Origin of the sequence: Rheinheimera tilapiae (assembly GCF_042432165.1) — a bacterium.
GTDB classification, from domain to species: Bacteria; Pseudomonadota; Gammaproteobacteria; order Enterobacterales; family Alteromonadaceae; genus Pararheinheimera; species Pararheinheimera tilapiae.
In genome coordinates this window covers 812,402-824,494 of sequence record NZ_JBHLXP010000003.1, presented here as the reverse complement: position 1 = coordinate 824,494, position 12,093 = coordinate 812,402, and the positions used below count along the sequence as shown (strand labels likewise).

The window sequence follows — 12,093 nt, the reverse complement described above, 5'->3', positions numbered from 1 at the left end:
CAACAGCGGTAGGTTATGAGTCGAGATAAGGCCTGCCAGCCATCATCTGTTGAGCCAGTTGCACTTCGGCGTCTTTGTCTTCCAGTTGCAGATTGGCAAACTGCACATCAAATTGGATCAGGTCGTCTTCGGGCATATTTAATGCGATCAAACGATCCGGCACATGACCAACTTGTCGATAGGCGTTAATCGCCACCTGAGCGGCCTGTTCCATCAACATAAAGAAATAACCGAGTGGAAAATCCTGCAGTTCTGGTGCATCCAGTTGCGCCCAGCCGAGTAAATCGCCGCTGATGCTCTCGTCGGCATGGTCAGTAAACAGCAATGAAACTGCGGCAAACGGCGGATTTTCGCCGGATTTATACAAATCGGCGTCTGCTTCATTAAACAACAGCACGTATCCAAAGGCTGGACAGCCTTCTGCATCCATATCGTCAAAGGCGGGGTCGTATACTAAAAACAGGCGATTGTCAGACATGGCAGGCACTCAAAACACAACAGGCCGCCTATTGTACCTAAGGCTGCCGTGTTGCAGAAGCATAAATTTGCAGCAAAGGCGGCTTTGTCGCCTGGGTTGCTGATCTTTTATCACAGCTGGGCTACCATGCGCGCAGCCAATCACTGGAGTAAGCTTTGTCATGAGTCAATTTAAACACATTTCAACCAGCGATACGTTTTCCGCATTGCAAGCCGGTCAGGTCGTCATTGCCGATATCCGCGATGACCAGAGTTTCGCCAGCGCCCATATTGCCGGCGCCTACCATCTGACCAACGGTACTTTGCATCAATTTATGCAACAAACGCCGCCGGAAACACCGGTGGTAGTGGTGTGTTATCACGGTCGTTCCAGCCAGGGGGCTGCGCAGTATCTGGTCGAACAAGGTTTTGACACTGTGTATAGCATGGATGGCGGTTTTGAGAGCTGGCGCGGCCAATATCCTGTTGCGGCCTTACAGGAATAAAACGGCATGCATAAACTGGCAGCACTCAATTCGGCCGCCGCCGCCCAGACCTTTGCTGATTATTGTCAGAGCCGGCACTGGGCTGTCAGTGTGGTGGTACACAGCGCTTTGCATGCAGAGCTTTACTGCGATGAGGCCGATGTCGCGGCAGTTGAGATAGAATTGCAGCAGTTTTTGCAGCAGCCGGAACTGGATAAATATCGGGATGCGGCCTGGCAGCGCAGCCAGCCTGCGGCGCAGAGCGGTAACAGTGGTCTGGCGGCATTAGGCCAGGGATTTTTGCAACAAACCGGTCCAGTAGTCTGGATACTGAGTCTGTCGGCACTGTTAGTCTTTATTGCCCTGCAGATTTGGCCGCAGCAGGTGTTTGAATCGCTGAGGTTTTTCCAGTCCGATGCACTCGAAACGCTGAGTTACCGCTGGTGGAGTCCGATGTTGCTGCACTTTTCTGCGTCGCATCTGATGTTTAATTTGCTGGCACTGTGGATTTACGGTGGCCGGCTGGAAGTATGGCTGGGCAGCCGGCAGTTGTTGTGGTTAACACTGTTGGCGGGGTTAATCAGCAATACCGCACAATTTTTACTGGTCGGGCCCAATTTTGGCGGTCTGTCTGGCGTCGTCTATGCGATTTTTGGTTTTGTCTGGTTATATGGCTGGCGCTTTCCGACTCAGCCGTTACAACTGTCGAAGCCAGATTTAGTGATGGCGTTGGGTTTTCTGGCGTTGGGATTTGCCGATCTGCTGTGGGTCAATACGGCAAACTGGGCCCATCTGAGCGGGTTAGTTTGTGGTATGGCGCTAGCGATGCTGGCAAAACGCCCGCATCGCTGAGTGATAAAGAGGTTACTGGTACAGGTACTTAGTGAACAACACGTCCTGTACCAATTCCGCTCCTGTTTCTTTTTTCAGTAATTCATTCACTTTTTGCAGGATCTTCATCCGGACTTCTTCGCGGCCCTGCAACGACTTAATCGTAGTATCCATTTCTTTGCCAAACACTCCGACAATGGCGTCCAGAATGAGCGGTTCATGATGCTCAATCATCGGCAGAAATTTTTCATCTTTGATCATCAGCTCCATCGTGACCCGGACATAACCCAGCGATTTTTGGCTCTCGGACACATAGTTGGTGACGATATCCGGGTCAAAACCATGATAAACCACTTTAGGCTGAGCCGGTGCCGCTGCCGGTGCAGCATCCTGAGCGAAAGCAACAGGCACGAACAACAGGAAGATAAGGCCGAAAAGAGTCTTGTTGGCTAACACAGCAGAGTCCGTTTAATTGATTTGTTAACAAGTTTACCCGAGAGCACTGCAGAACACTATCCTAAGAGTGCAGGGGGGTAGAGAAAATAATCAGCAACAATTTTGGTGGCGCTGCTTGGATTTATGATTGATTTTGTCCGCACTGTCAAAGGCGTTTTTGCCGCAGGCGCTTTGTCGGATGAAATCTTGCTGCAGAACTTGTTATGATGCCCGCCTTGATCTGACTGCGGTAGTACAGGTGTTTGATTGAATGATGTCGATATGGCGCCGATTTGGCAGGCCAACTGGTCGGAAAATAAGCCTGAAGGGATAGCGCCAATTTGGCTGGACTGGTTGTTAGAAGCCGGTTCATTAACTGCCCGCTTGCAGCGCACCGGTCGTGCATTTAGCCTGAATTTAGTACGACAACAAGACATTGAATTGCCTGCGTTTTTGCAGCAACGCTGGCATACCGGGCGTGGACTGTTGCGGGAAGTGGTGTTGTTACTGGATCAGCAACCCTGTATCTACGCGCAGAGCTTTTTGCCTGATCACACAGTCTCGGCGCTGCAACCTTTGGCAACACTTGGCGCTGTGCCATTGGGGCACTATATCTTCACGCAGCCCGAGCTTAGCCGTAGTGCCATCGAAATTGCCGATTTTGCCGAAGGCCTGCAATTGCCCGGACTTGGCGTGTTGCCTCAGCTCTGGGGCCGTCGTTCCTATTTCACCTTATCGCAACATGAATTACTGGTGCAGGAACTGTATTTACCTGCGTTAACGGAGTTTATCAGAATATGAGCTGGCAACTGACCCTCGCGCATTGGCCTGAATATAAGCAACTGATGCGGCTGGATAAGCCGATTGGCATTTATCTGCTGTTATGGCCAACGGCCTGGGCCTTGTGGCTGGCCGCCGATGGATATCCAGGCCTGACCATGTTGTTGGTGTTTGGCCTCGGTGTGTTGCTGATGCGCTCTGCTGGTTGTGTCATCAACGATTATGCCGATCGCAATTTTGACGGCGCTGTCGAGCGCACGAAAAACCGCCCTTTGGCGGCCGGTCGCGTCAGTAATACCGAAGCACTGCAACTGTTCGCGCTGTTACTGGCGCTGTCGGCCAGCCTATTGCTGTTTCTGAACTGGCAGACGATGCTGTTAAGCGGTGTCGCTGTGCTGCTTGCCGCTATTTATCCTTTTATGAAGCGCGTGACCCATCTGCCGCAAGTGGTGCTTGGTGCTGCGTTTAGTTGGGGCATGCCGATGAGTTTTATGGCGATACAGGGCCAGTTGCCGTTGCTGGTTTGGGTGTTGTATGGCGCCAACCTGTTGTGGACAGTTGCCTACGATACGTTTTATGCGATGGTTGATCAGGCTGACGATGAAAAAATTGGTGTGAAGTCCACCGCCCGCTTATTTGGTCGTTATGGCTTTTGGATCATCGCTTTATTGCAGCTAGGTACGCTGGCGTTGCTGGAGTTTGCCGGTCAGCTGGCCGGACTCGGCGAGGCCTATAGTTATGCGCTGTTGCTTGTACTGCTGTTGTTTTTTTATCAGCATCGGCTTGCCCGGCAAGGCCGCGACGGGTGTTTCCGCGCCTTTTTAAATAACCATTATGTCGGTGCTGTGATGTTTGCCGGCATTGTGTTGGGACAGTGATGGACTGTTGAGGGCGTTTTTCAGGCTTTCTACCGGCTTCTCCCCATGCTGACACAATCAGATGTTATGGTACTGCGATCCAAATGCAGCGCTTTGCCGTAAGGTTTTCTAAATGGACAATTCCAAGAGCACTATGCCCGCTTTACATATTCTCGGTTATCTCGGTCTGTTGCCGTTTCTGGCCCTGAGTCTGCTGACGTTTTTCCCGTTGCCGGGTTTTGATGCCTTAGCGATGTTTCAGCGCTACAGTGCAATCATCCTTGGCTTCATGGCGGGCGTATTGTGGCCGGTTTGGTCGCAGCGCTTGTCGGTTTGGCCTTTGGCTGTTTTCGCCGTCAGTTTGCCGGTACTGAGCTTTCTCGCAGGCTTTTTACCGAATGCCGCGACGCTCAGCGTCGAGTTGTTATTGTTTGTGGTATTGCGTTTAGGTGAGCGCTGGTTTGAGCTTGATCAACAATACCACCCGGCGTATTTGCAGCTGCGCAAGCAACTGACCACAGTTGTGGTCGGCTGTCATGCCGCTTTGTTGCTGTTTTTGTTGATGTAATCGCCTAAGTACTGTTCCTGCAATTTCGAAGTAGCGTACGCCCTGTAGAAATGACAAACCCGGCTTCCGCCGGGTTTGTCATTTCTGCGACTTCAACTGTTAATGCATATGGCGATGGCCGGTTCTGGCGCCGCCGCTAGCTGCTTTACCCGCAGGTTCCGCGAAATCGCGGATAGCCACTGTGGTTTTGGCAAAAGGCTGCACGCCAATACGCTGATAAATCTGCGATGGCACCATGGCTTTGCCTTGGGTGACGACTAACGCCAACTGCCGGATGTCGGCAATGTTCTTCGTCGGATCGCCGTCGACCAGTAATAAATCGGCATCAAAACCAGGTTTAATCTGGCCTTTGGACTCAGCCACTTTGCTAAATTTCGCACCGTTTAACGTGGCTACCTGCAGCGCTTGCGCTGGGGTTAAACCGGCTTTGACCAGTAATTCCAGCTCACCCTGTAAGGTGAAACCGGCCAGTTCGTCTGTGCCTGCTACCACCGGAATACCGGCTTTGTACATCATACCGACGAACTCAACCATTTTCGCGTAAGACTTGGCGTAGCGGGCTGCGGTCGCGTCATCCGGAATATCCAGTTCGGCACGGGAATAACCACGCTGTACATCTGGCGGCAGGTTTTTCACAATGGCACGCCAAGGTTCACCGACGGTACCGTCAACTTTTTTCAGGAAATCAAAGGTCGCCAGTGTCGGGTCGACCGACAGATTGTTGTCTTTCAGTAATTTGATGAAATCCTGTACTTTTTTGCTTTGCAGGTCCAAATCCGCCACTTGTTTCGCCGGCAGGTAGAAACGCTCAAGCGTGCGGGTATCGGTATCTGGCTTGACCAGGAAATTTAGCAGCAACTGGTTAATATGCTGAATTTCATCAAAACCCGCCGCAATCACATCTTCAGCTTTTAAAAATGCCGGCACATGGCCACTGACGCGCAGGCCACGGCTGTGTGCATAGGCGACAGTGTCTTTTAAGATGGCTTTCGGAAATGAGTTGTAGATTTTCAGCTGTGGATAACCATGCGCGGCATACCAGTCAATCGCCTGTTTAGCGCCGGCTAAGTCTTTCACCACAAAACCGCTACGCGACGAATACGGGCTTTCGCCTTCGAGAAAACCAGTCGGCACTATGGTTGGGGCCAGCAACTGGTCGTGAGCAATTTCATCGATCATCAGCTGCATATTGGCATTGTCATTGCCCATATCGCGCAGTGTGGTCACGCCAGCGGCGAGATGTAACGGGCCTTCCCAGCGCGAAATGTGGCCATGCATATCAAACAAGCCTGGCACTACGATACGGTTGGCGGCGTCGATTTCATGCTGCACCGGGCTTTGTAACGAGCCGGCCGGCACTATTGTGGTGATTTTACCGCGCAGCAGATAAATATCGCTTGGCGCGCCGACCTGCAGCGTGACGCTATCGAAGATCCGCGCGTTGCGCACGACGGTCAGACCGTGCAGTTCTTTCGGCAGCTCTGTAGCCATTTTTTCCAGCAACTGGGTTTCGGCTTTAAGCTGCAGAGCCAGCATCGCATCAGCGTTGCCTTGCCAGCCTTCTTCAATCAGCGTCAGATAACCGGGTGCGATACTGGCAAACAGCCGTGGTTTTTCGCCCTTGGTGGCCCAGACAAAACTAGGCTCAAAGCCAACGCCAGTCTGCACTAGTAACTGCACTTGTTGTTTTTCACCGGCATTTTCGACGATGAGCTCGCCGGCGACTTGCTGTTGCAGCGTGCCGCTTGGCAGCAATGGCAGGCTGTTTTTACCGCTTTTCGCCATAGCCGCAATGGCAATAGTTGCCAGCTGAGGCGTGCCATCGACGGGCAGATACATCGCATTCTGACTGTATTTAGCGCTGCCTTGTTCTTTGCCGGTACTCCAGCGGGCAGTGCCGCCTTCGACTTTAAAGGTCTCGTTCACCACAGAGCCAAACGTGGTAGCGCCTTTGGCCTGATAGTCGGTGATAAAGCCGTCTTTATTCAGTTTAATGGTTTCGTTAATTTCCGGCCCGCGGCCGTTGTCCTTAAAAATAAACCGGACTGAGGTCTCGCCGTTGTCATTGATATCGACAATCTGTTCCCCGGCTTTGACGCCGTTGTCGACCAGAATGGTGTATTTGGTTTGTTCTGCCGCCAACGCCTGCTGGGCAAAAGCCAGCATCGTCAGCAAGCTGAGGGTTTTGATTTTCATTAGATGTTCCCGGCGCTTAGATAAATCAGCGACCAGCATAGAACAATGTCGCCGGCGATAGCGCAAAATTCTGCGCTAGCCGGCTGGTTTTAGTCGCTGCAGAATGTCAGTTGGTCGTATTTGCCGGACTCGTGCTGATTTGGGCACTATCAACGTAACAAGATGAGCGCTGGGTCGTCTGTTCCGGCGCGCAGCGAGCTGGGAGCGGTATTGGCAACTGTAACAGACCTGCTCTGTTACGGATCTCAATCAGGTCTGCCCGAAGTGGCCACTGTTGCAACTGAACCACACTTTGATCACTAAAAATCTGCAATTTTTGCGGTTGTACGCCGTCTGCCAAAACGATAGGGCCGTTGTAGCTGCTGAGGTCTAATGCCCCTGTGGCCTGACTGAGATGTAAGCTGCCATTTTTGCTTTTATACCGCAGTGACCCCTGCAGCTGCTTCAGTTGCACTTTGGCATTGGTGCTTTGTAATGTCACAGGTCCGCTAAGCTGCTGCAGACGGACTTCGCCGCCCTGAGTATTCAGTTGCAGTGCACCTTGCAAGTGGCTGAGGCTAAACAATTCTCCCCGATGGCGCGCCTGTATTTGTCCTTGGATATCGGTCAGTAATACCTGACGACCGGCATTCGCCATAGTGATATCGCCCTGATGTCCCGAGATTGACAGCTGTGTGGCTGCAGTGACTACAGTGTTGGCTTGTTGCAGCTGTTCCAACCGGATCTGTCCGGCTGGACTTGCCAGCTCGAGAGGATTGCGTAATTGACTGGCGTACAGATCGCCAAGGGCTTGCTGAACTTTCAGGGTCATACCTGCTGGAACCTGCAGATTCAGGTGGACGAAAAAAGCCGGTGAATGCCTCCCAGGCCGGCTTTTGAGTGAAAACTCACGCTGTTGATAGCGAACGGTGCGGGTTGAGCCAGACCCAATGAAATAGCCCAGTTTAAAGCTGGCGCGTGGCAATAGTAATTCAGCCGGAACGGCATCCCCCAGCGCTATATGCAGAAGTAACTGGTCGCCCCGGGTTTGTAACACCGGTTTGATTTGGCTCAGCAACTGCTGTGCCTGTGCTGCGGTCGCTGAATGTAACTCAATACTGTAATCCACACGGACCTGTGCGACGTCACTCGGAGTGATGCGGATATCGCCGATGAACTGGTCGATTTCCAGTTGTCTGATTGCGGTTGCGTCAGCCTGTAATTGGTCTTGCTGACGGGCTTGCGGGGCCGCTTCGTCGATTTTTTCCGGACTGCTGTGGCAGGCACTGAGGCACAGTAAAAATGGCAGCAGTAATTTCATTTTCATTGTTGTTGGATCCAGGGCATTTGTTGTAATTGCGGCCGCCAGGCGGCAAGTTGGTCCGCGTCGAGTGGTTGCCGGTACAAATCTTCAACCACAGCACTGCAGTCGGTTGGAACTGTAAAATAGCGAAAGTGCGATGAGTCAAAAACTACAAGTTGTGAACCATATTTTAATAATTGGTATTTTTGGTGATTAAAAGACAGCGTCTTGTCGTTGTCGAGCACTATGGTTTTCGGCTCACTGAGTAGTGGCGGTGTGCTGATAAAGCGGTGCAGATACATCCATGCTTCCCATTGGCTAGGATCTTTTCTGACAAAGGTAGCGAGAAAATCGAAAAGCTGTTGCGTGACTTGCTGATGCACATCCGCAGTGGCTGCCTGCATCTGTGGTTGCAGAGCGTCACCAAAATACAAGGTGTTCTGTAGTAATCCACGCCGGTAACACAGCACGGGCACTATCGGTATCTGCAGGAAATGGCTGATAAAACTGAGGCCGATCCGCGACTGGATAGATTGATCAAACCAGCGGATTGGAGTCATGTTTTCGTTGCTGCTTTGCATGCCGCCGACACCGGCATTGCCATCCAGATAGAACAACAGTGAGTGTCCGGCTTTTACCTTGCGCCGCAGTTGTAGCAACAGCGTCGAGGATTCGGCGTCCAGCAGCTGCATCTTTCCGAGCGTCGCCGGCGACTGTTCCTGTAATAATTGCATATTGCGGTCGTAGCGCGGTTTCAGTTGCTGAAAAATCTGACTGCTGACCGGTAACGCAAAATCAATGCCTTGAGTTGCCAGCAACCCATTGATGAGCCCATAAGATCCATAATGAAATGTGCAGAACAACACAGGTTTGCCGCTTGCGGCCACAGTTAACCAGTGTTGTGGATCAGTGATTTCGGTTTGTGCTAACTGTTGCTGCAGCACAGTGGGTTGTTCAACCAGGCACTCATCAATTCTACTGAGTTCCTGATTCAGTAAGACTCGACGTAGTATTTGTTCATGATTTGGCTGGTCTGGCAAAAAGTAACGCAGGCTAGCCAGGCATTGGCGGCTCATCCGACCGACTGAACTGCTGTAGTCGGAGAAATCCAGACTCTGAAAACGATGGTGAGCCTGTAGATATTGTTCGAGGTACACAGCAGCCGGGAATTGCGCCAGCGGGCAAAGGTTGTCCATTTTATTCTCCACTATTCATCAGTAACAGCAGTGCTTCCAGCGCTGTTTTTACACTGCGGCCACTGTCGTCAAGGGTCGGGTTCAGTTCAACCATGTCCAGTCCGATGACACGGCGGTGGCGGCTGAGATCGCGCAGCAATAGCGCCAGTTGAGTCAGACTGAGTCCGCCAGGTAACGCTTCACCGGTGCCGGGTAGCCAGATAGGGTCCAAAACATCGAGATCTAAAGTGATGTAAATGGGTAACGTCGGATCAGGAAACACGGCCGGACCTATCTGCAGGTCGTTGGCCCAAATGACGTGCTGGCGCGGACTTTCCGGCAGATTAAAGTTGGCCAGTCCACGCAGCCCAACCTGCACGACTTGTCGGATTTGCGGGAAATCACGGAGTGCCAACGCCATAAAATTGGCATGGTGCGGTGGTACAGCATCGCCATATATCTGGTCGGTGCCGGACCAGTAAGTGTCACTGTGTGCATCCAGATGCAGCACATAAAATGCCGGATGCTGGGTGGAAACTGCCTGCAACGCCGGATATGTGACACTGTGATCTCCGCCCAGCATGACCGGGACCAATCCCTTGGCCAGACAGCTACGCCAGGTCAGTGCTATTTTTTGTTGCGCCAATGCCGCACTTTCGAACGGTGAAATCTGCAGATCCCCGCAGTCGAGCAGTCCTGCATCAACCCGGGCCTGCAAGGTACGAAAACTATAATCAGGCGGCACCTGACACAGATTGGCCAGTTGCCGGACTGGCGAAGTGTGCAGATTAATGCCGATTTTCTGCGCATACTGGCGCAGGCTGCTACTCGCTTGCCGGCACCCCAGTGTCGCCGGAAAACTGGCTGCAAAAGGAGCGCCAAATAAACACAGCTGCCCAGCGTGATGCTGATTGAAATTGAGGCAGCGCGAGGCACCGAACAACGGTACAGTTGGCGCAGAGAATGATAAAAGCTGCCGGGTATCTAAATCAGCATCAACTGGTAACAAGATCCCGTTGTTGACCAGATATTGATGAACCGTCATGACAGTATCAGTGGCCAGGTTGCTTTGCTGTTGGCCATCCAGCAGCCGGGTTTGTTGGCTAAATAGGCGTGCATAGTCAGCTGAGCGCTGGTCGAGTTCAAATCTGCGACCATTCAGCCGGTGTTGGAGGGCATACTTGCCATCAGCACTGGCGTTGATCTCGATGGCTTTACTCAGCACCCACAAACTGTCAGCGCAATAAGACATAAAACCCCCGTGTGAATTGCCAGACTGATTTGCCAAGTACCAGACAAATCAACAGAAAAAATACCAGTGGGAACAGACCGAAGAGCAACACCGAAAAACTACTGAAATCGTCGGCCATCTGCCATTTAAACTGCAGTGTTTGCCAAAGCTGTGGCAGGTTGTGCAGAAAGGTCTGTGCATACACGATGAAGAATCCGAGAAAAAACGCGGTAAAGGCGAATGTCAGGACTGCATATCCGGTCAGCCAGGGTGCCTGGTTGAGTTGTTGCAGCCGACCGCGCCAGCTGGTGGTTTTCAGAATTGCAGCGGCTTGTTGCAGCATTTGTTGTCGCAGATTACTCGTGTTCAGCAGATCACTGAGCACCCAATAACCGTCAAAATGCAATACAGGGTTGAGTGCATACAACATACTGATAAAATTTAATAGAATCACACTTGCCAGCAGATTTTGGCTGATGCCGCTGTCGTTGCTGAGCCAGCACAGCAACAGCAGGCTGTTGACGATAGTCTGGAAATACACACCGGCCAGATTGACAACGATACGTTGTGACGATCGCAATGCCCAAACCTGACTGACGTCGGAAAAAAACGCCGGAAAAATAAAATAAAAGCCAAAGCCAATGCGGCCACAGCGTTGGTTGTAGTAACGACAAGCGCTGATATGACCCAGTTCATGGCCGAGGAACGACAGTAGTAGCAAGCCAATAAACTGGCCGAACTCAGTAAAACTCTGAATATGAAAGTTGGCATCAAAAGCGGCCGAGTTTTGCCAAAACATGAAATGACAGCTCAGTATCACGAGCAGCAGGAGCACAACCAGTGCCGGCCTGAATAGCAGAGCAAAAATAGCCGCCAGAATGTTGCAGAATCTTGCTGGCAGAAAGGTCACGGCCAGTTTGACTGGTGAATTTGCCGGTTTTGCTACGCGCTGGCAAATGCGTTGAAGAACATCGGTCAGTGCCGGATGATTTTGCAGTAATTGTTCCGTCGCTTGGTCATCCTGCTGTGCTGCATATTGTTTTAAACATTGCAGATGTTGGTACAAAGCAGTACTGAGGTAGAAATATTGCTGCTGATAGACGGCCAGATAAGCCTGGTTGTCTGATTCGGGCATTGCTGTCGCAGACAACTGCAATTGTGTCCAGTCCAGTGGGTATAAAGTTGACATCAACATGGTCCTATGCGGGCGCAGAAAAACTGCCACAACATTGTGGCAGTCATTGTCAGTGCGGCTTAAGGCACTTTGCACTCATAGCAGCAGCGGTAGGTGTCACTATCACCTGCCGATGGTGCGTCGCCAAACAAGGCTGACAGTTCCAGACGTTCTTCGAGTTCGGTCAGTACTAAAGGCTGTAATTCAACTTGTTGTTGCATATCAATTTTCCTCTTTGGGATGTTCATTGTTTATCAAAGGGTTAATCAGGCAGGCTGATCTCAGTTAGTGGTCGGTGCAGGCTCTGGTGCATCGTTGCACTTGCCGCAGCAACGGAAAGTGTCTTGTGGTGTGGCTACGCCACCGTCAAAAAATGCCGACATTTCCAGACGAGTTTCTAATTCAGTCAGCGTGAGCTGCAGATGTTCTGCTTGCATGTTTTTTTCCTTTTAAACAGTTGATTTGAAAGTTCAGCTGCGTTTAACCGCATTGAACTGCGCTGATGTTAACGTTATGTCACGCTGATGTTGTTTGATAATAAATTGATTTAATCCGGATAAATATTTGATATGTAACTGATATCTAGACGATTATTTTCTTTCAGGAACAAAAGATCCGCTGGA

Annotated in this window: 14 protein-coding genes; 5 read left to right on the top strand and 9 right to left on the bottom strand. The window is 51.3% G+C overall.

Annotation, left to right across the window (positions count from 1 at the left end; translation table 11 throughout):
• Nucleotides 1-13: 13 nt before the first annotated feature.
• The gene (locus tag ACFFJP_RS14515) at nt 14-478 is read right to left on the bottom strand and encodes a hypothetical protein (RefSeq protein ID WP_208933034.1); all 465 of its coding nucleotides are present in this window, start codon (nt 476-478) and stop codon (nt 14-16) included.
• Nucleotides 479-638: 160 nt separating this feature from the next.
• Between ACFFJP_RS14515 and glpE the strand changes: the two genes are divergently transcribed.
• Both glpE and ACFFJP_RS14505 read left to right on the top strand, forming a co-directional pair.
• A complete protein-coding gene (gene glpE, locus ACFFJP_RS14510) occupies nt 639-962 on the top strand; it encodes a thiosulfate sulfurtransferase GlpE (RefSeq protein WP_377245465.1) in 324 nt (107 codons plus the stop codon).
• Between the two features lie 6 nt (nt 963-968).
• Nucleotides 969-1,793 carry a rhomboid family intramembrane serine protease gene (locus ACFFJP_RS14505; protein ID WP_377245462.1) on the top strand — a complete coding sequence of 275 codons (825 nt, stop codon included), beginning with the start codon at nt 969-971 and terminating at the stop codon, nt 1,791-1,793.
• Between the two features lie 12 nt (nt 1,794-1,805).
• Here ACFFJP_RS14505 and ACFFJP_RS14500 read toward each other — a convergent pair whose 3' ends face one another.
• Nucleotides 1,806-2,228: a flagellar basal body-associated FliL family protein gene (locus tag ACFFJP_RS14500; RefSeq protein WP_377245459.1), complete on the bottom strand. Its 423-nt coding sequence runs from the start codon at nt 2,226-2,228 to the stop codon at nt 1,806-1,808.
• A 246-nt stretch (nt 2,229-2,474) separates the two neighbouring features.
• Here ACFFJP_RS14500 and ACFFJP_RS14495 point away from each other — a divergent pair, with 246 nt between their 5' ends.
• The 3 genes from ACFFJP_RS14495 (at nt 2,475) to ACFFJP_RS14485 (ending at nt 4,412) form a co-directional block, all read left to right on the top strand.
• Nucleotides 2,475-3,008, top strand: a complete 534-nt coding sequence (locus tag ACFFJP_RS14495) for a chorismate--pyruvate lyase family protein (RefSeq protein WP_377245456.1) — start codon at nt 2,475-2,477, stop codon at nt 3,006-3,008.
• Complete coding sequence (gene ubiA, locus ACFFJP_RS14490; protein WP_377245453.1) at nt 3,005-3,865, top strand: 4-hydroxybenzoate octaprenyltransferase; 861 nt, start codon at nt 3,005-3,007, stop codon at nt 3,863-3,865. The genes ACFFJP_RS14495 and ubiA overlap by 4 nt, the downstream gene beginning before the upstream one ends.
• 112 nt (nt 3,866-3,977) lie before the next feature.
• Entirely contained in the window at nt 3,978-4,412 is a 435-nt protein-coding gene (locus ACFFJP_RS14485; RefSeq protein WP_377245450.1) for a DUF3429 domain-containing protein, read from the top strand.
• A gap of 99 nt (nt 4,413-4,511) precedes the next feature.
• Here ACFFJP_RS14485 and ACFFJP_RS14480 read toward each other — a convergent pair whose 3' ends face one another.
• The 7 genes from ACFFJP_RS14480 to ACFFJP_RS14450 all read right to left on the bottom strand — a co-directional run bounded on the left by ACFFJP_RS14480 (nt 4,512) and on the right by ACFFJP_RS14450 (nt 11,907).
• The gene (locus ACFFJP_RS14480; RefSeq protein ID WP_377245447.1) at nt 4,512-6,608 is read right to left on the bottom strand and encodes an amidohydrolase family protein; all 2,097 of its coding nucleotides are present in this window, start codon (nt 6,606-6,608) and stop codon (nt 4,512-4,514) included.
• Nucleotides 6,609-6,714: 106 nt separating this feature from the next.
• Complete coding sequence (locus ACFFJP_RS14475; protein WP_377245444.1) at nt 6,715-7,914, bottom strand: DUF4097 family beta strand repeat-containing protein; 1,200 nt, start codon at nt 7,912-7,914, stop codon at nt 6,715-6,717.
• Nucleotides 7,911-9,086 carry a lysophospholipid acyltransferase family protein gene (locus ACFFJP_RS14470; protein WP_377245441.1) on the bottom strand — a complete coding sequence of 392 codons (1,176 nt, stop codon included), beginning with the start codon at nt 9,084-9,086 and terminating at the stop codon, nt 7,911-7,913. The genes ACFFJP_RS14475 and ACFFJP_RS14470 overlap by 4 nt, the downstream gene beginning before the upstream one ends.
• A 1-nt stretch (nt 9,087) precedes the next feature.
• Nucleotides 9,088-10,317, bottom strand: a complete 1,230-nt coding sequence (locus ACFFJP_RS14465; RefSeq protein WP_377245438.1) for an arginase family protein — start codon at nt 10,315-10,317, stop codon at nt 9,088-9,090.
• On the bottom strand, nt 10,301-11,485 hold the full coding sequence (locus ACFFJP_RS14460) for a hypothetical protein (protein ID WP_377245435.1): 1,185 nt from the start codon (nt 11,483-11,485) through the stop codon (nt 10,301-10,303). The genes ACFFJP_RS14465 and ACFFJP_RS14460 overlap by 17 nt, the downstream gene beginning before the upstream one ends.
• Before the next feature lie 65 nt (nt 11,486-11,550).
• Nucleotides 11,551-11,691, bottom strand: coding sequence for a hypothetical protein (locus ACFFJP_RS14455; RefSeq protein ID WP_377245432.1), 141 nt, complete (start codon nt 11,689-11,691; stop codon nt 11,551-11,553).
• A gap of 60 nt (nt 11,692-11,751) precedes the next feature.
• Nucleotides 11,752-11,907, bottom strand: a complete 156-nt coding sequence (locus tag ACFFJP_RS14450) for a hypothetical protein (protein WP_377245429.1) — start codon at nt 11,905-11,907, stop codon at nt 11,752-11,754.
• Nucleotides 11,908-12,093: the final 186 nt, after the last annotated feature.